19 protein-coding genes are annotated in these 17882 nt (G+C 61.5%); 5 read left to right on the top strand and 14 right to left on the bottom strand.

Annotation, left to right across the window (positions count from 1 at the left end; genetic code table 11):
• From AABA34_RS00095 to AABA34_RS00085, 3 genes are read right to left on the bottom strand one after another with little or no spacing between them, the layout of a single operon-like run.
• Entirely contained in the window at positions 1-1002 is a 1002-nt protein-coding gene (locus AABA34_RS00095) for a M14 family metallopeptidase (RefSeq protein WP_338303415.1), read from the bottom strand.
• A gap of 14 nt (positions 1003-1016) precedes the next feature.
• Positions 1017-2438 (bottom strand): hypothetical protein, encoded by a 1422-nt coding sequence (locus tag AABA34_RS00090; protein WP_034955517.1) that lies wholly within the window; start codon positions 2436-2438, stop codon positions 1017-1019.
• Positions 2439-2491: 53 nt separating this feature from the next.
• Positions 2492-2908, bottom strand: a complete 417-nt coding sequence (locus AABA34_RS00085; RefSeq protein WP_034955516.1) for a VOC family protein — start codon at positions 2906-2908, stop codon at positions 2492-2494.
• A 123-nt stretch (positions 2909-3031) separates the two neighbouring features.
• Here AABA34_RS00085 and AABA34_RS00080 point away from each other — a divergent pair, with 123 nt between their 5' ends.
• Together AABA34_RS00080 and AABA34_RS00075 are read left to right on the top strand one after the other, a co-directional pair.
• A complete protein-coding gene (locus AABA34_RS00080; protein WP_034955515.1) occupies positions 3032-3691 on the top strand; it encodes a glutathione S-transferase family protein in 660 nt (219 codons plus the stop codon).
• Complete coding sequence (locus AABA34_RS00075; protein ID WP_338303414.1) at positions 3688-4563, top strand: S1/P1 nuclease; 876 nt, start codon at positions 3688-3690, stop codon at positions 4561-4563. The genes AABA34_RS00080 and AABA34_RS00075 overlap by 4 nt, the downstream gene beginning before the upstream one ends.
• Here the strand turns inward: AABA34_RS00075 and AABA34_RS00070 are convergent.
• On the bottom strand, positions 4560-5168 hold the full coding sequence (locus AABA34_RS00070) for a LysE family translocator (RefSeq protein WP_338303413.1): 609 nt from the start codon (positions 5166-5168) through the stop codon (positions 4560-4562). The two genes, AABA34_RS00075 and AABA34_RS00070, sit on opposite strands and share 4 nt — an antisense overlap.
• Positions 5169-5177: 9 nt before the next feature.
• The gene (locus AABA34_RS00065; RefSeq protein WP_338303412.1) at positions 5178-5645 is read right to left on the bottom strand and encodes a cupin domain-containing protein; all 468 of its coding nucleotides are present in this window, start codon (positions 5643-5645) and stop codon (positions 5178-5180) included.
• A 29-nt stretch (positions 5646-5674) separates the two neighbouring features.
• Between AABA34_RS00065 and dapE the strand changes: the two genes are divergently transcribed.
• Together dapE and AABA34_RS00055 are read left to right on the top strand one after the other, a co-directional pair.
• Entirely contained in the window at positions 5675-6832 is a 1158-nt protein-coding gene (dapE, locus tag AABA34_RS00060; protein ID WP_338303411.1) for a succinyl-diaminopimelate desuccinylase, read from the top strand.
• Positions 6833-6837: 5 nt separating this feature from the next.
• Complete coding sequence (locus AABA34_RS00055) at positions 6838-8094, top strand: dicarboxylate/amino acid:cation symporter (protein ID WP_252258895.1); 1257 nt, start codon at positions 6838-6840, stop codon at positions 8092-8094.
• Between the two features lie 4 nt (positions 8095-8098).
• On the opposite strand, the gene AABA34_RS00050 is transcribed toward AABA34_RS00055, so the two are convergent.
• The 5 genes from AABA34_RS00050 to AABA34_RS00030 are packed head-to-tail and all read right to left on the bottom strand — an operon-like array spanning position 8099 to position 12972.
• On the bottom strand, positions 8099-8464 hold the full coding sequence (locus tag AABA34_RS00050; RefSeq protein WP_338303410.1) for a hypothetical protein: 366 nt from the start codon (positions 8462-8464) through the stop codon (positions 8099-8101).
• A complete protein-coding gene (gene nth, locus AABA34_RS00045; RefSeq protein WP_338303409.1) occupies positions 8461-9114 on the bottom strand; it encodes an endonuclease III in 654 nt (217 codons plus the stop codon). The genes AABA34_RS00050 and nth overlap by 4 nt, the downstream gene beginning before the upstream one ends.
• Positions 9115-9124: 10 nt before the next feature.
• Positions 9125-10297, bottom strand: coding sequence for a M48 family metallopeptidase (locus AABA34_RS00040; protein ID WP_338303408.1), 1173 nt, complete (start codon positions 10295-10297; stop codon positions 9125-9127).
• 34 nt (positions 10298-10331) lie between these two features.
• Positions 10332-11060: a 4-hydroxy-tetrahydrodipicolinate reductase gene (gene dapB / locus AABA34_RS00035; protein ID WP_338303407.1), complete on the bottom strand. Its 729-nt coding sequence runs from the start codon at positions 11058-11060 to the stop codon at positions 10332-10334.
• Entirely contained in the window at positions 10981-12972 is a 1992-nt protein-coding gene (locus AABA34_RS00030; protein ID WP_338303406.1) for an acyltransferase family protein, read from the bottom strand. Before AABA34_RS00030 ends, dapB begins: the two co-directional genes overlap by 80 nt.
• 43 nt (positions 12973-13015) lie before the next feature.
• Here AABA34_RS00030 and AABA34_RS00025 point away from each other — a divergent pair, with 43 nt between their 5' ends.
• Complete coding sequence (locus AABA34_RS00025; RefSeq protein WP_034955504.1) at positions 13016-13720, top strand: NAD-dependent deacylase; 705 nt, start codon at positions 13016-13018, stop codon at positions 13718-13720.
• A 223-nt stretch (positions 13721-13943) separates the two neighbouring features.
• Here AABA34_RS00025 and AABA34_RS00020 read toward each other — a convergent pair whose 3' ends face one another.
• The 4 genes from AABA34_RS00020 to dnaA form a co-directional block, all read right to left on the bottom strand.
• Complete coding sequence (locus AABA34_RS00020) at positions 13944-14888, bottom strand: hypothetical protein (protein ID WP_034955503.1); 945 nt, start codon at positions 14886-14888, stop codon at positions 13944-13946.
• Positions 14889-15008: 120 nt separating this feature from the next.
• On the bottom strand, positions 15009-15782 hold the full coding sequence (locus tag AABA34_RS00015) for a HesA/MoeB/ThiF family protein (protein WP_338303405.1): 774 nt from the start codon (positions 15780-15782) through the stop codon (positions 15009-15011).
• Positions 15779-16213 (bottom strand): DUF983 domain-containing protein, encoded by a 435-nt coding sequence (locus tag AABA34_RS00010; protein ID WP_338303404.1) that lies wholly within the window; start codon positions 16211-16213, stop codon positions 15779-15781. The genes AABA34_RS00015 and AABA34_RS00010 overlap by 4 nt, the downstream gene beginning before the upstream one ends.
• A 108-nt stretch (positions 16214-16321) precedes the next feature.
• Complete coding sequence (gene dnaA / locus AABA34_RS00005; protein WP_034955497.1) at positions 16322-17782, bottom strand: chromosomal replication initiator protein DnaA; 1461 nt, start codon at positions 17780-17782, stop codon at positions 16322-16324.
• Between the last annotated feature and the right edge of the window lie 100 nt (positions 17783-17882).

The following is a 17882-nucleotide window of genomic DNA, read 5'->3' as shown; positions in this document are numbered from 1 at the left end:
TCACGGCAATTCCTCCATGATGTAGCATAGGCAATCCTGCCGGATGATGCGTTCATCCACGGTCAGCATCGCCGGGATGACATCCTGCCTCACCCGCAATTCGCCATCCTCTACTACGAAGTAGTCGTGGGCCACGTCCTGCCCCTGTTCGTCCACCACCTCGACGGGCATGGGATGGTTTGTCGAACCGAAGCGGAAGCCGGGTTCGACATGGCTGAAATTGTGACGGTCAAGCTCCGGTTCCAGCGCCAGCCATGCGCCGTTGCTGTGCACGCCAATGGCGACTTCAGGCTTAACCCGAACCCGCGCAAGCGTGTGATATAGCGCGGAACGAGCGCCGCCCGGAGCCGTCGCCAGATCGTCCAGCACCAGCACATTATGCAACAGATCGGCTGCGGCGGCCGCATTGGCCGCGCACCCCGGCTGACCGCATTCGATCGTGATCGCAGGGATCAGTCCGCTGAAAGAGGAAGTCTGCGTGCCCGGCAACCCGCGAAACAGCACCGCGCGCGGAGCGAACCGCGCGGCCAGCGCCATCACCTCGGGCTCGCGCACGCAGACGACGGCATAGTGCGGATTGCGCCCGGTGTTGTTGTGGATGTCGATCGCGGCAAAGGCGCGGCGCGCGATCACCTTGCGGTGCACATCCGCCATGATCCGTGCTTCGTCGCTGTCTTCGTCTTCCTCGCAGCCGGGCCAGACCCGGTTGAAATCGGGCTGACCATCCAGCCGCCGCAGCCCCTTGCTCGCCGCCGCGACATTGCCGATCAGGATCATCAGAGGGCGCGGCAATGGCTTGTCCGCATAGGTCCGCAAGACCCGCTGGATCGCACCCAGACCCGAATCCTCGTTCCCGTGGAGCAGCACCGACACGAACAGCGGCGCGCGGTCGCCTGCGCCAAGCTCGATCAGGGTCGGGCCGTCCAGAACCTTGCCCAGATCACGTGCTGCGGTATCCAGCAGCCCTTCGGGCACGCGGTCAAGGATCGTCAGGCTCGTCACCGGTCAAACGCCTCTCAGATCGCCCATTCGTGAACGGGCAGGCCCGATTTCTGATGCGCAAGGTAATCTGCCGTCAGCCGGTGGACGTCCCCATGACGTTCAAGATGCGCCAGCTGCCACGCCGCGCCGTTCTGTTTCGAGGCGAGCCGCATCGCAATCGTCGACAGATATTTGTCGATCAGATGTTCGGCCATCCCCTGCCTGCGCAGGCCGCGCTCGGCCATAGGCAGGAGATCGTCGAGCACGCTCACCACGCTGCGCCGCCGGTTCTTCCCAAACCATTCGATTTCGGCCCCGAGCCCATGGCGTGCGGCGGCGTAGAAATTGGCGCGCGCGGCCTCGAACGGAACCTCTGCTGTTGCCGCGTCGATATACTCGGCCAGTTCCTCAACCACGCCGAAATAGAACGCGGCATTGGCCATCATGTCGAGCACGCTCGGCCCGGCGGGCATGACGCGTTGTTCGATGCGGATGTGCGGTTTCCCGTCGCTGCTCTTGCCGACCAGCGGCCTGACCCAGCGCCACAGCGTGCCGTTGTGCAGCTTGAGGCATTTGAAGTCGCTGTCAGGCGCATCCGCGCAGACCGGCAGCATGACAGGGTAAAGTTCGAGATTTTCCTCGAATATCTCCACCAGATCGAGCGAAGCATAGCCCGAGCCGAAAGTGACGCGCTGATGCGGACTGGGTTGTGCCAGCGCCTGTTCGAACACCGGGATGCGCGTTTCGTGCCACAGCGGTTTTCCGAACAGCAGCGGTGAATTGGCCGAAATCGCCACCAAGGGCGCGCTGAGCAACAAGGAAGCGTTATAGGCCGCACGCATCCGGTCTGCGGCGAGTTGCAGGTGCAGTTGCAGCGAGGTTGTGGCGGCTTCCGCCATCACGTCCTGATACGAGGTGGTAAAGTCCTCTCCTGCGCCCGTGCAGCAATCGATGTCGAACACAATCGGTGCGCCACCCCTGCTCCGCATCGCTTCGCGATTGAGTGCGGCATAGCGATTGGACGGGGTCATCATTTCCAGCGACATGTCGGTTTCGCGCAAGGTCGGCAGCGTGCCGATGGCGATCACCGTGTCGACATCGTCATGCGCGTTGGAGGCGCATTGTCGCATGGTTTCCGAGATGCTTGCATGCATCCGCGCCAGCCCTTCGCCGGCGATCTCCTCAACCGGCGTGTTGATCTCGATATTGAAGCGCGACAACTCGGCCACCACCATCTCGCTGCCCAGCCGGGCCAGGAATGACTGATTGTGCGGAGCGGGGAAGAAATTGTGGTCGATCAGCCATGCTTCGAGTTCCAGTCCGATCACCGGCCCAACATCGGAAAGTCCGCCTTCGTCCTGCAACTTGCGGATTAGGGTCGTCTCACGCGCCAGCCGTTCGCCGAATTCCCTGAAGTCGTCTTGCGTGAAGTGATCGCTGCCGATTTCTTCGCCCATGTTCCGCCCAATTGTCCCCCTTGTGGCGCGTGATTCCCCGATTGCAGCTTGCGCTATTTCGCAAACAGCTGGCCGATGTCTGCGAAGGCCTTGAATTCGAGCGCATTGCCCGAAGGATCGCGCAGGAACATGGTCGCCTGTTCGCCCGGCTTGCCTTTGAAGCGGATTGTCGGCTCGATCACGAATTCGGTCCCGGCGGCTTTCAGCCTTTCGGCCAGCGCCTCCCAGACATCCATGTCGAGCACGAGGCCGAAATGCGGCACGGGCACGTCATGCCCGTCGACCGGATTGCTGGTGCGGTCCCCCGCATCGCCCGACAGATGGGCGACGATCTGGTGACCGTGAAAATCGAAGTCGATCCATTCGTCTGAAGAACGGCCTTCGGGGCAGCCCATCACGCCGCCATAGAATGCGCGCGCTGCGGCGAGATCATGGACAGGGAAGGCGAGGTGGAATGGCGGTAGGTTCATAGGACAACTTCTAGGCCCTGACGCGAAAACGACAAACCAATTTCGCCGTTCAGGCTCGACAGTGAAAGACTGAATATCTAGGGCCGATCCCATTCGCAGTCCCGCAAGGTGGAGCAGGCACGCATGAAGCTGATCATCGGAAACAAGAACTATTCGAGCTGGTCCCTGCGGGGCTGGCTTGCGGTCAAGCAGTCCGGACTGCACTTTGAAGAGATCACCGTCCCGATGCTGGGCGAACAATGGGACCAGCGCAAACAGAACGACGAATTCCAGCCTTCAAGCGGCAAGGTGCCGATCCTGTGGGATGGCGATGTGGTGGTGTGGGACAGCCTCGCCATCATGGAATACCTCGGTGACAAGGTCGGTCGGGATCGTTTCTGGCCCAAGGAAGAGGCCGCACGCGGCATGACGCGGGCGATGGTGGCGGAAATGCACAGCTCCTACGCCAGCTTGCGCAGCGAAATGCCGATGAATGTGCGCCGCCGCATCCAGCTCCAGAATCTGTCCGAGCAGACCAAGGGCGAAGTCGTCCGCATCCTGCAGCTCTGGGCTGAGGCACGCGCGCGTCACGGAAGTTCAGGGCCGTTTCTGTTCGGCACTTTCGGGGCGGCGGATATTTTCTACGCTCCGGTCGTTTCCCGTTTCATGACCTACGGCATCGGCGTCCCGGGTTTCGCGCAGAGTTATATGCAGGCGATCTGGGAGCATCCGTGGATGGAACAGTGGATCAGCGCTTCGGAGGAAGAGCAGTGGGTGATCGAGCAATACGAGGGCGTGGGATGAAGCACTTCCTTGCCGCCCTGTGCGCGCTTGCGCTGATGCTGCCCGCTCCGGCGCAGGCGTGGGGATTCTATGCCCACCGCAAGACCGCCGAGATTGCCGAGGCCAATGTCTCGCCCGAGGTCCGGGCGAAGATCGAGCGGCTGATGCGCGCAGAAAAGCTGATCGGCACGCCCGAATGCCCGCTGGCGACGATCGAGGATGCGAGCGTTTGGCCCGATTGCATCCGTCGCAGTTTCTGGCGCTGGGGCTACACCGCAGCATGGCATTACCGCACCGCGCCGATCTGCGAGGCCTTCAATCCGCGTGCTAATTGTTCGGGTGGCAACTGCGTCACCGCTCAGATCGAACGCGCACACCGGGTGCTGGCGGATGAAAGCCTGCCCGACAATGTGCGGCTTGAGGCGCTTGCCTTCATGGTCCATTTCGCGGGCGATGTGCACATGCCGCTGCATTCGGGCGACAAGGATGATCGCGGCGGCAACGACCGCGAAACCGATTACGGGATTGTGCCGAGCCTCAACCTTCACTGGATCTGGGACGGCCCCTTGGCCGAGCGCGCGATCAGCGATCCGGCAGACCCGGTGGTGCGCCGCTATTCGCCCGCCGAGCGTGGTGCACTGGCAGGTGGCTCTCCGGCGGATTGGGGCCGCGAAAGCTGGGAAATCAGCCGCAGCTTCGTCTATCCCACCGCTTTCGACACCGATGATGTCTGCGACGGCGACCTGCCGATGAAGACTGCCCTGACTCAAGAAGACATCGTGCGCGGTGTTCCTATTGCGAAACAGCGGGTGCAGCAGGCAGGGCTGCGGATCGCGGAGCTTCTCGAGAGCGCCTTTGCTTCCGGACCTCTGCCAGAGCCGGAGCGGCGCTAGAAAAAGGCTTTGGCGAGGAACCACAGGCCCACGCCGAGCATCATCAACGCCAGCGTTCGCCGAACGATACGCGAGCGATTGCCGCTCATCAGGACCGGTCGAAATTGCTGCGCGCCCAGCACCAGCGCCAGGTGAATGGCCGTGGCAATGACAACGCTAATGATGGCGAGGATCAGCGCTTGATCATAGCCCGGCCGGCCGCCCTCGACGAATTGCGGCATGACTGTAACGAAGAACAGCGTGGCCTTCGGATTGAGAAGGTTGATGACGAACCCGGCCACGAAGTTACGATGATCCGAGTGCCGAGGAGTTGCTGCAGGAGAACTCTCCCCGGCATCGCGCCACGCCTGCCAAGCGAGGAAACCCATCATGCTCGCGCCAAGGACCGATATCGCCTGCGCGATCACCTCGCTCTGCTGCAGGATGAAGCTGGCGGCAAGCGCGCTTATCGCGGCGTTGGCGGACAGACCCAGTGCGATTCCGCCAATAGCGGCCAACCCTGACCTGCGCCCTTCGGCAAGGGTGAGCATGACCAGCCAGCCCATATTCGGGCCGGGCGTCAGTTCGATCAGCAGGACTGCAAAGGCGAAACCGAGAATGTCCATGCGAGCCGATCAGGGCAACCGCTGGGTAGGATAGGGCGTACCATCCTTGCGGAAATAGCCATCCGCATTGAAGACCATGTCGATATCCGAATAGACGCCGCTGTCCGCCTCGCGCGATCCGGCGCTGATGGCGATGAAGACGCAATCGGTATCGGTGCGGTTGTGCAGCCGGTGCCCGTTTTCGACACCGGCTGCCCATGCCAGGACTTCGCCCGCTTTGACGATGGTTTCCCCTTCGTCCTCGATCAAGACAGCCTCACCCGCCAGCATCACCACCAGTTCGTCCTGCCCCCGGTGCCAATGCCGCTGCGACGAGTATGCGCCCGGCTTTAAAACCACATGGCTTGCCCCCATCATTGTCAGCCCGCCAGCGGGTGCAAGCCTGCGCCACCATCGCCCTTGCACTTCCGCATCGAAGGGCGCGGGATAGCCCGTCGCGTTCGATTGCGGGATCGCATCAAGATCGAGCTTGGGCATGGGGCACTTCTCCTGCTAGCAGTGCCATCATGAGCGACGCACTCGATTACGCCAAGCGCCTGATTGCCGCGCCCAGCGTTACCCCCGCAACCGGAACGGTTTTTGACGAGCTGGAGGCCATGCTCGCCCCGCTGGGTTTTGACATCCACCGGTTTTGCCGTGGCGAAGGCGAGGAAGGCAGCGACGAGGCTCCGGTTGAAAACCTGTTCGCCATTCGCCGCGGTCCCGAAGGATCGAGGCATTTTGCCTTCGCCGGGCATCTCGACGTGGTGCCTCCGGGTGAAGGCTGGCACACCGATCCGTTCGAGCCGACGATCGAGGGAGAGCTGCTTTACGGTCGCGGCGCGGTGGACATGAAGAGCGCGATCGCCTGCATGGTCGCCGCCGTTGCCGATGTGCCGCAGGATGCGGGCACGATCAGCTTCATCATCACCGGCGACGAAGAAGGCCCCGCGCTGCACGGCACGCGCGCGCTGATCGACTACATGAACGCACAGGGCATCCGGCCCGATCTGTGCCTTGTCGGCGAACCCACCAGCGTCAACCGTCTGGGCGACATGATGAAGATCGGGCGGCGCGGTTCGGTCAATATCTGGCTGACGGTGGACGGCACGCAGGGCCACGTCGCCTATCCGCACCTCGCGGACAACCCGATCCCCAAGCTGGTGGCGATGCTGGCGGAACTCGATTCGCTGGTGCTCGACACCGGAACCGACTGGTTTCAGCCGTCGAACCTCGAGATCACCGACATGGAAGTCGGCAACAAGGCGCACAATGTCATCCCGGCGCAGGCCAAGGCGCGCATTTCGATCCGCTTCAACGATCTGCATTCGGGCGCGAGCCTTTCGGAGCGCGTGGTGGCGATTGCCGAGAAGCACGGTGGCACCGCGCTGCCGATCATTTCGGGCGAGCCGTTCCTCACAGAACCGGGTGCATTTTCGCATATGCTCGCTGATGCGATCGAAGCCGAAACGGGTTTGAAGCCCGAACAATCGACCACCGGCGGCACGTCCGATGCACGTTTCCTGCGCGCCGTTTGCCCAGTGATCGAGTTCGGCCTTTGCAACGCGACGATGCATAAGCGCGACGAGGCAGTAGCCATACCCGACCTTGATGTGCTTACTCGCATCTACACACGCGCGGCGCTGGAGGCGCTGGCGCTGAAAACAGAACACGAAGGGGCGTAGTCCACATGAAAGCCTGGTTTGCAATTCCGCTGTGGCAGCGGGTTATCGCGGCGCTGATCCTCGGCATCATCGTCGGTTATGTCTGGGGACCGGGTGCCGAAAGCATCAAGATCGTGGGCGACATCTTCATCGCCTTCATCAAGATGCTCGTTGTTCCGCTGATCTTCTTCAGCCTCGTTGCAGGCGTTGCCAGCATCGGCGATCTTTCCAAGCTTGGCAGTGTGGGTTGGCGAGCGATGCTGTTGTTCGTGGTGACCGGGCAGATGGCTGTGTGGCTCGGCCTTGCAATCGGCACATTTTTTACTCCGGGATCGGGGCTGGACACCTCGAGCATGCAGCTCGATGCCGCCGCGCTCGAACGCGCTCAGGCGCGGCAGCAGGACGGGGTGACGATATCGCAGATGATCCTCGAAATGGTGCCGTCCAGCCCGGTGCAGGTGATGGCTGACGTCAACGTCTTGCCGCTCATCATCTTTTCGCTGCTGATCGGGATAGGCATCCTGATGGCGAAGGAAGAGGGCGAGCCGGTCCTCAAGATCTTCGATAGCGGCAGCGTGGTGATGCAGAAGGTCACGATGATCGTGATGGAACTCACCCCCTTCGGCGTATTCGCGCTGATGGCGTGGGTGGCCGGCACGCTGGGGCTGGAGGCGCTGCAGGCGCTCGGCATCCTTGTGTTCCTGAACTACCTCGGCTGCTTCCTGATCATCGGGCTGATCTATGCCGGGATGATCAAGTTTTTGGCGAAGCTGCCAGTGATCGATTTCTTCCGCGGCATCGTCGATGCGATGGCGGTTAGCTATTCGACTGCCAGTTCCAATGCGACCCTCCCCGTCACGCTGCGCTGCGCAAGGCGCAACCTTGGCGTGTCGAACTCGGTCGCGAGCTTCGTGATCTCGCTGGGCGCGACGATCAATATGAACGGCACCGCGATGTATCTGGGCCTTGCGACGCTGTTCGGTGCACAGGTGTTCGGCGTGGACCTGTCATGGGGCGATTACGTGATGATTTCGGTGCTGGGAACGCTCGGCGCCATCGGCGCAGCGGGCATTCCGGGCGCGGGCCTGATCATGATGGTGCTGGTGTTCGGCGCGGTCGGCGTGCCGCTTGAGACGATTGCGCTGGTCGCAGGCATCGACCGGATCATGGACATGATGCGCACCACCACCAACGTCAGCGGCGACGCGGCGGTGGCGACTACGGTGGCGAGCATGACGGGCGAGATTGATCGGGCAGAGATGATCTCGGCGGACGATGTTTAGGAAGTTACTTGATCGGAGGCAGTCGATCTAATGCTCTCGTCGCAAGCTTGCGAACATGATCCCAACGGTCGTCGGTGAATAGCGCATCGCGCTCCCAGAATTGCCAGTTCGCTTGGCCCGAGACGGACTTGAGATAGTTGTCGAGGTCTTCGATCAGCGACTTTTGATTCTCGTTGAAAAGCTTCGCCGCTGGCCCCTTTCCTTCTAGAAATGCGTCCTCAAACTCTAGCGCTAGTTCATCGCAGTTCCGGTATTTCGATTTGTTGCCATCTATAGGCGCAAATAATTCATCGAGATGAGACGATTGGCTGTCAGCGGATGACGCCAAGCAAGCAACCGCATCACGAAGTTTAGAATAGGCGTCGCTCATGCTCGCCCCCTAGACTTCTCCAGCACCTTCTTCCTGAAGCTGCACAGGTCCACCAGCCCGCACCGCCAGCACTCCGGCGTCCGCGCCTTGCAGACATAACGCCCGTGCAGGATCAGCCAATGATGCGCGTGCAGGCGGAAGGGCTGCGGCACCCGCTTTTCGAGCTTTGCCTCGACCTGTTCGGGGGTTTTGCCTTTGGCGAGGCCGGTGCGGTTGCCGACGCGCAGGATGTGGGTGTCGACCGCAAAGGTTTCCTGCTTGAACCAGCAATTGAGCACCACGTTCGCCGTCTTTCGCCCCACGCCGGGTAGTCGCACGAGGTCTTCGCGCGTGTCCGGCACTTCGCCGCCATATTCGTCGATCAGCAATTGCGAGAGCGCGATCACGTTCTTCGCCTTGGAATTGAACAGGCCGATCGTCTTGATGTGATCGATCAACCCATCGAGCCCCAGATCGAGCATTTCCTGCGGCGTCTTCACCTTGGCAAACAGCGCCCGCGTCGCCTTGTTCACGCCCACGTCGGTCGCCTGCGCGGACAGGGCGACTGCCACCACCAGCTGATAGGCGTTACCATATTCCAGCTCGGTTTCGGGCTCGGGATTGTCCTCCGCCAGACGGCGGAAGAATTCGAAAATCTGGTCCTTGGTCATCTGCTTCGTGTCATTCGCCGCCGTTCGCGGGCGGGTTTGCGGCTTTCCACTCCATCGCGGCGCGCACCCGGTTTTCGACCGTTGGGTGGGTGTAGAAGATCGCCTCTTCCACCGGCCCAGCCTGCGGATAGCGGTATTCGGCGGTCTTGATCAGCGCGCCCGATAGCGCATCGGGCAGGTTCACCGTCTCCAGCGAATATTGGTCCGCCTCGCGCTCCCCGACGCGGGTCAGCGTGTTGGTGATCGGCTGGGCGAGGGTGAAGAACAGCCCTACGACAAACAGGAAGACGGGCAGGCCGCGCACATCGTCAATCGCGGCGGAACTGCCGAACAGCCGGGCGAAGAAGGGGTATGTCCGCGCCGTCAGGAAGAACACCGCCACCGCCAGCACCGAAAGCACGCCGATGGATCGCCACACATGGCCCAGCACGTAATGGCCGATTTCATGCCCCGTCACCGCGCGCACTTCATCCAGCGATGCCTCTGTCAGCGCGACATCGGATATCGCGATACGGGCCGATCCGCCGATGCCGGAAACATTGGCGGTGAAATTGTTCGACTGGCGCGATCCGTCATAGATGAAGATGCGGTCTTCGGGGATGTCCGCCTCTTTCGCCATGACGAGGATAGCGTCGCGCACTTCGCCTTCGGGCACGGGCTGGTAATCGTTGAACAGCGGCTCGATCACCACCGGCGACAACAGCAGCGCGGCTGAGATGGTGACGGCAACCAGTCCGCCCGCCCATGCCCACCATGCGCGGCCAGCGCGGCGCAGCAGGAAATAGAGGCCGATGAAGAACAGCCCGCCGATCACGCTCGACAACACCAGACCGATCGCGCCTTGTGACAGAAAATCGCCAAGCGGCTGGCTGGTGCGGCCGTATTCCGTCTCCCTCCACCAATCGGTGTAGAGCGCATAGGGCAGGGTCAGCAGCGTGCTGACGATGGTGAAGGCAATCGCGACGAGGAACACGCGGGCGTTGGTCCAGCGGTCGCTCAGCATGGCGTGAACCTTGTCCAGCACCCCGCTTTTCACGATCACCCAGGTCACGAGCGCGGAAACGATCAGTCCCCACAGGATCAACCAGTGATTGCCCAGCGTATAGGCCCGCGCGAGTTCCAGCGCCTCCGGCCCGAGCGAATTGATATAGGCCTGCGTCGCCGCCTGCGGACTGTCTGCCACGTTACCCTCCATCCCTTATTGTCGTTATCGTTGGTCAGAGGCCAAGCACATCCGCCATCGAATAGCGCCCCGGATTTCGGCCAATCAGCCATTGCGCTCCACGAACGGCGCCGCGTGCGAAGATCATCCGGTCTTCGGCTGAATGCGACAGGGTGATGCGTTCCTGCTCCCCGGCGAAGATCACGCTGTGCTCGCCCGCAACGGTGCCGCCGCGCAATGTGGCAAAGCCGATGTGGCCTTGCCCGCGAGGCCCGGTATAGCCGTGGCGGCCGCTTTCCATATTGTCGGTCAGATCGATCCCGCGCGCGTCAGCGGCGGCCTGTCCCAGCAGCTTGGCCGTGCCGGATGGGGAATCGACCTTGGCGCGGTGGTGCATTTCCAGCACTTCGATATCCCAGTCGCTGCCCAGCCGCGCCGCCGCTTCGCGAACCAGATGGGCGAGCAGTGTGACGCCCAACGATGTGTTGCCTGTCTGCAGCACAGGCACCGCCTTTGCCGCGTCGTCGAGCATTACGAAATGCTCGGGCTCTAGTCCCGTGGTGCCGATCAGTATCGGAATGCCCGCAACCTTTGCCGCGCCGAGGTTGGTTTGCAGCGCGTCTGGGGCGGAGAAATCGACGATCACGTCGCAGCGGCCAACCAGCGGCCCCGGATTGCCGCCGACGTCCACGCCGACGCACAGGTTATGGCCGGCTTCCTCGATAGCCTGCGATAGCGCTTGGCCCATCCGGCCCTTGTGACCGATCACTGCAAATTGTGCCATTCTGACGATCTCCAGCCTCCGCGCGGGCATTGCAGGGCAGCTCGCCTGCCAGCTGTCCCGCCGCATGATGACCCAGCAGGAACCGCGCGCCTGCCAGGCTCAGATGATGGCTGTCGTAATAGAGCGGCGTGTCACCCGCAACGATGATCGTCCGGCCATCACGGGTGAGGTGACCGAGCGGTTCGATGATCTGGGCACCTTTCGCTTTCCAATCCGGGTAGTTCTGCGTGAACCACGCGGTCGCTTCGGCAAAGCCGCTGGCGGAACGCGTAGGCACCCCCGCGCCTTCAAGCGCGAGCAGACGCGGAACGGATTTGCGCTGCGACGGGATCGGGCCGATCAGCACCACTTCCTTGCCCAAAGCCCGCAGTTCATCGAGCGTGCGTCCGATATGATAATCAACCTGCGCTTCGCGGTAATTGTCGCTGACCCAGTACCCCGCGAGATAGACCTTCTCGATTGAAGGAGCCGCCGCGATCTCGGCCATCACATTGCGATTGAACACTGCACAATCCGGGTCCTTCGCAGGATCATAGCCTAGCACGGGCGGGCATGATCCGCGGGTGCGCTGGCCGACCGACTGCCCGCGCTGTGCGTATTGCTCACCCAGCACCCATGCGATTTCCACCCCGTGGCTGTCGCCCCAGACGATGGCGCTTGGGCTTGCATCTGCCCCCAGCGTGCATTCGTCCGAGAACTCGGAGACCCGTGTGACCGTGCATTGCCCGCGCGCCGGGCTGTAATCGCCGGCAGCGCGCGCGAATTTGAGGGTCCGCTCGTCAAAGCGGCTGTCCCATCCCCCTTGTATCACCAATGCCAGCGCGGCGGCTGAGGCGATCCCCATGCCGCCTGCACCCCAGCGCCAGACGCGCTGCGTGGGGAAGCTAGCCTTGCTGCGGAACGGTTGTTCGATCCAACGCCAACTGGCCCATGCGATAGCTATCGACGCCGCTATCAACCCGGCGGAATGGATGGCGGTCTGTTCCCCGTCAAAGCCGTATTGCCAGAACACGATCAGCGGCCAGTGCCACAGGTAGAGCGAGTAACTGATCAACCCAATCCAGACCGGCCCTTTGAGCGACAGCAGCCTGCCGGTCCATGTCCCCGGTGCGCAATGGATCAGTGCCGCGGCGGCAAGCACGGGGGCGAGGGCGGCCGTGCCGGGAAAAACGGTGTTGTAATCATAGCTGGCAGTTGCCCAGACGATCGCGGCCAGGGCGACGGCACAGATCGCTTCCGCCAGCCAGCGGTTGCGGATCGCAGGCACTGCGCCCAGCGCCAGCAGCGATCCGGCGAACAGCTCCCATGCGCGGGTCGGCAGCATGTAGAAGGCAAAGCCGTCGGTATCCGCCTGTTTCAGCACCGCCCAGCCAAAGCTTATGACGGTGAACGCGATCACACTCTTCAGCCGCCAACCCGGCGCCAAGCGGGCGACAAGGATCAGCAGCACAGGCATGCCGATATAGAACTGTTCCTCCACCCCCAGCGACCATGTGTGGAGCAGCGGGGTCGTTTCGGCCGTTGCCTGAAAATACCCGGTTTCGGTGAACAGCCAGACATTGGCGAGGAAGAAGATCGCTGCCAGCGCCGACGGGCCAACCTTTTCGAAATCGCTGGGCAGGAACAGCCAGCTTGCGCCCACCAGCACGAAAGCGATCATGGCGAGCAGCGCGGGCAGGATGCGGCGCGCGCGGCGTTCGTAGAAGGTGAGGATTGAAAACCCGCCCGCGTCAATCTCGCGCGCAATGATCCCGGTGATCAGGAAGCCGGAGATGACGAAGAAGATATCGACACCGATAAATCCGCCTGAAAATCCCGGTACGCCTGCATGATAAAGCAGCACGGGCAACACCGCGAGCGCGCGCAGCCCGTCGATATCGGGGCGGTAATCGGAATTGGCATTCGCGCTCATGGTGGCTTGCGCGTTAACGCAGAATCGTAAACATTCCGGCCACATGGCAGACCGACCAAGCAGCATCGTGATCCTGACCGGCGCAGGCATTTCCGCCGAGAGCGGGATCGACACTTTCCGGTCTGCCGGAGGGCTGTGGGAACAGCACCGGGTGGAGGACGTCGCCACGCCTGAAGGGTTCGCGCGCAATCCCGATCTGGTGCTCGGCTTTTACGACGCGCGGCGCAAAGCTCTGGGCCGGGCGGAGCCGAACCCGGCTCACGTCGCGCTGGCACGGCTTGAACGCGAGTTTTCAGGCGAACTGCTGCTGGTGACGCAGAATGTCGATGATCTGCACGAACGCGGCGGTTCGGCGCGGGTGCTGCACATGCATGGCGAATTGAAGAGCGCGCTGTGCACCTCCTGTGAAATGCGCAGCCGTTGGGATGCAGCCATGATTGACCGGCCGCCATGCCCTGTCTGTGCCGCGCCAACGCTGCGCCCCGACGTGGTGTGGTTCGGCGAGATGCCGTACCAGATGGGACGCATCTACCGCGCGCTGGAAAGCTGCGACCTGTTCGTCAGCATCGGCACCAGCGGCGCGGTCTATCCGGCGGCGGGTTTCGTGCAGGAAGCGCGGGCCAATGGCGCGGCGACGCTGGAGCTGAACCTTGAGCCGAGCGAGGGCAGCCACTTCTTCAGCGAGAGCCGACACGGCCTGGCAGGCGAACTGGTGCCGCAATGGGTGGCGGAGGTGCTGGGTGCCTGAAGGCCAATGCTGCACCTGCGAAGGAAGTTGACAAAGGCGACACGGTGAAATGCCGTCTTCTGCGTGATTTGATAATAATTTACAGCCACTTGCTCGGAAAAAGCGAAATTGACACTTCTCCGATTTTTAAAAAATTCCGGGCGATCCACATTATGAAAGAGCATTGCCGGCAATGACAGCAATCGGGTGAGTAGGAAAACCTCTTCTTAGGTTCTGGGATGCATCAAGACCTAATTCTGCAATAAGCCCAATCGTCTGATCTTCGAGAAATATTTCCGCGAAGAATGTTCGCACAAGATCGCACAAATCTGGTTTGGCATGATAGTTCCTCAGCCTTACGCATTGTGGCTCTGTCATCAGTTCCAGCAGACTCGGCTGAACATAGTGCCTTCATTTGTTGAACCCATGCATTGTGGACATCTTCAATGCTTTTTTGAGCTGCAATAGGCATAGAATTCCAAACTGCATTTATAGATTCTGAAGCTAACTTGCGCTCTATTTGCGCGGTATTCAGGGCGGCGGCGCCCTCTGCTTCGTAAGCTTCTCTTGCCTCCCTCTCGGCACGCCTTTCTTCGGCAAGCGCTTGATCTTGAGCAATTTTCACTTCGCGAATTTCGTCGGAGAGCAGATATGAGCCGATGATCTCCGTCAAGAACTGCAACTGAACGGCATCATCATCAATTTCTGCATATAGCTTATTTCCATCGTCTGTCGGTTGGACGAAATAGGAAAAGTCGCCACTGTAGGTTCCACCACGGCGCTTGAGACGAAATCTGTTAGCTGCCTCACGGACAGTACCGAGTTCTGCCATGATCCGAACATCGTTCGCCTCTTTTTCTACGTCGTCCGGAAGATCCAGAACCAATATTGCCTTGCAAGAGAGACGCGAACTGTCTGGGTCGTCACGTGAAGTCCGCACATCCTCCAATTTCAGGCTAGCCCCTTTTACTGCATCCTCGAGTTCGGCCGCATCATAAGAGCCTAGTTCCTTTTGATCTGCGAGGCTTTCTTGAAGCGCGAACTCAAGCTCTTCTTTAAATAGCGTGTCGATTGCTTTGAGCGCATCATCGCTTCCACAGTCCGCATCAGCTCCGCCGAATATGGCACCGTCGCAGCCTACCAAGGTTACCAACAAGCCGAAGGCAAGCGTGACTTTCAACGCGCGCATCTGCGATTCCCCCTTTCAGAAGCTTCTGCAAGAAAATGAGAGCTAGAAAGAAAAGTCAATCTTGATCGGTCTTGAATCGAAAGCGCAGTTTTAAAATTATTCACAAAAGTTGTATGAATTCTAGCACCCTTTGCAGCCCGGGTCTTTCGCGATCGTCAGGGTGCGCATTCCGGGTTGCATGCCGTCGAGGATGTGCAGCTTGCCCCACATCGGCTGGCCGAAGCGGCTGACGCCCGTCAACAGCACGCGAACCGCCTGCATCGCGGCAAAGCTGCCGGTCCACCCGGCCATCGCGCCCAGCATCCCGTCTTCGGCGCAGGTGTCGCAATCTTCGGCATCGAAGGCATCGCCGACAAAGCAGCGGTAGCAGGGGGAATCGGGCAAATGCCCGGCAAAGGCTCCGACCTGCCCCTGAAACCGGCCCACAGCCGCCGACAGCAGCGGAATGCCCGCCTGCACACAGGCATCCGACACCGCCAGCCGCGTCGCGAAATTGTCGGTCCCGTCGAGCACCAGATCGGCGCCTTCGATCAGGCTGGCGGCGTTATCGGGGGTGATGCGGCTGTCGCTCAGCGTGACTTCGAGCGCATCGTCAAAATTGGCGAGCCAGCGGCGCGCACTGGTTGCCTTGCCATGGCCGACATCGCGGGTGGTGAAGATCGTCTGGCGTTGCAGATTGCTGGCATCAACCACATCGTCATCGACGAGGGTGAAGCGCCCGATCCCGGCGGCTGCGAGATATTGCAGCGCGGGGCTGCCGATCCCGCCGAGGCCGATCACCGCGACATGCTTTCCCGCCAGCGCGACCTGCCCCGCGCCGCCCACTTCGGGCAGCACGATATGGCGCGCAAACCGGTCCAGCCGGGCAGGGGAAAGGGCAGGCGGAAGGCTCAAACGTCACCCGTGGATTCAGGCGTGGCTATGGGCCGTTCCTGCACGAATGCGCCCACGCCATGCCACCAAAGGAAAGCGATAACCGCCCCCTTGGTCGGTTGCAACATCGCGATCAGCATCACCACCGCCACCGGCAGCATCACCGCAAGCGTGACCCAGGCCGAAAGGCCGAGCGTCGCGATCATGAAAATGATGACGGGGGCAAGCAGATGCCCGACCACGAATATACCGATATAGGCCGGGAAATCATCGGCCTGCTGCACCGACCAGTCCTGACGGCAATGCGCGCAGGTATCGACCGGCTTCAGCCATTGCCGGAACAGCGGCGCCTCCCCGCAGCGCGGGCAGCGGCAGCGCGCGCCCCGCACCAATGCTGCGCCCCATCCGGCGGGCAGGGCGATTTCGGCGGCGGGGCGCGGTGCGGTATCCATGGCGCAACCTGTTGGCAGCATGTGCACAGATTGTGAATAGCCTGTCGACAGGGCTGTTGATGGCCCTGTCGATCAAGCTGTGCGGATCATGTGCAGATTGTGTGCGAATTAACTTTCGAGTTGCCGCAAAAGGCTGCGCACATCGCCGTCCATGTCGGCATCGCGTTGGCGCAGGTCTTCGATCAGGCGCACCGCGTGGATAACCGTCGAATGGTCACGCCCGCCGAACTTGCGCCCGATTTCCGGGTAGCTGCGCGGGGTCAGCACCTTGGACAGATACATCGCCACCTGACGCGGGCGCACCACGGCGCGGGCGCGGCGCTTCGACGACATTTCGCTGCGGTCGATGCGATAGAACTGGCAAACGGTGCGCTGGATTTCGTCGATGGTGATCCGGCGGCGGTTTGCCGAAAGGATGTCGGTAAGCTGCTCCTCTGCCAGTTGCAGCGAAACCTCCTGACCCGTCAGCTGGGCATAAGCGATCAGCTTGTTCAGGCCGCCGACCAGTTCACGCACGTTGCGCGTGATGGTGCGGGCGAGGAATTCGATCACGTCTTCGGGCACCGACAGCGGAGCAAAGCGCGACAGCTTGGATTCGAGGATCTTCTTGCGCAGCTCGATATCGGCCGCCTGAATATCGGCGACGAGGCCCATCGACAGGCGTGAAAGCAGACGCGGTTCGACGCCATCCAGCGCCTGCGGCGCACGGTCGGCAGCGAACACCAGACGCTTGCCTTCGGCCAGCAGCGCGTCGATCGTGTAAAGCAGCTCTTCCTGTGCCGAAGCCTTGCCGATGATGAACTGGATATCGTCCACCAGCAGCAGATCGAAACTGCGCAGGCGCGCCTTGAACTCGATCATCTGGTTGGCTTTGAGCGCCTGCACGAATTCGACCATGAAGCGTTCGGCGCTGCAGTAGAAAATGCGCGCGCGCGGGTGGGCTTGCAGGAAGCCGTGGCCGATGGCGTGCAGCAGGTGCGTCTTGCCCTGACCGGTCGCCGCCTTGAGATACAGCGGCGAGAATTGCGGCTGTTCGGTCGCCGCCATGCGTTGCGCCGCGTTGCAGGCGAGCACGTTCGCTTCGCCGGTGACGAAAGCCTGAAAGGTCAGCGATGGGTCAAGCCCGACAGAGCTGGTGAACCCGGCATCTCCGATCGTGCCTGCAGCAACCGCAATCGCGCTCGCGCCGTCATTGGCGGGGCGGCGGCCATCGTCGAGCCGGAGTTCGGGCAATTGACGGCGTCCGGGATGAACCTGGATGTTCACATTGCGCACGTCGCTGCGCATGATCTTCCATGCCAGTTGCAGGCGATCGTGGAATCGGTCCTTGACCCAATTGGCCGAAAACTCCGTCGGCAGGAACAGGTCGAGCGTTCCGTTTTCCTTGTTGATGCCGCCAACCTGGATCGGCTTGATCCACTGGCTGTGAAGCTGGTGACCAAGATCCTTGCGCAGGCCCTGGCTGATGTCGGCCCAATCGGCGGCCAGGTTCACTGCTTCGGCATCTTCCATCAAATCTTCGTCCGAGCTGCGGCGCGTGGACCGCGCCTTGTCAATTTTCTGCACCATGTGCTTCCCCAACACTCCCCTGTCCCCCGGAATTGCTTCCAGGAAGTATTATCGACGCTTAGACAGGCATAGCTTCTCTGTGCCCACGAACGCATGTTTC

The sequence above is a fragment of the Erythrobacter sp. Dej080120_24 genome, from assembly GCF_036322605.1.
Taxonomy (GTDB): domain Bacteria; phylum Pseudomonadota; class Alphaproteobacteria; order Sphingomonadales; family Sphingomonadaceae; genus Erythrobacter; species Erythrobacter aurantius.
This window is presented reverse-complemented; position numbering and strand designations above follow the sequence as displayed.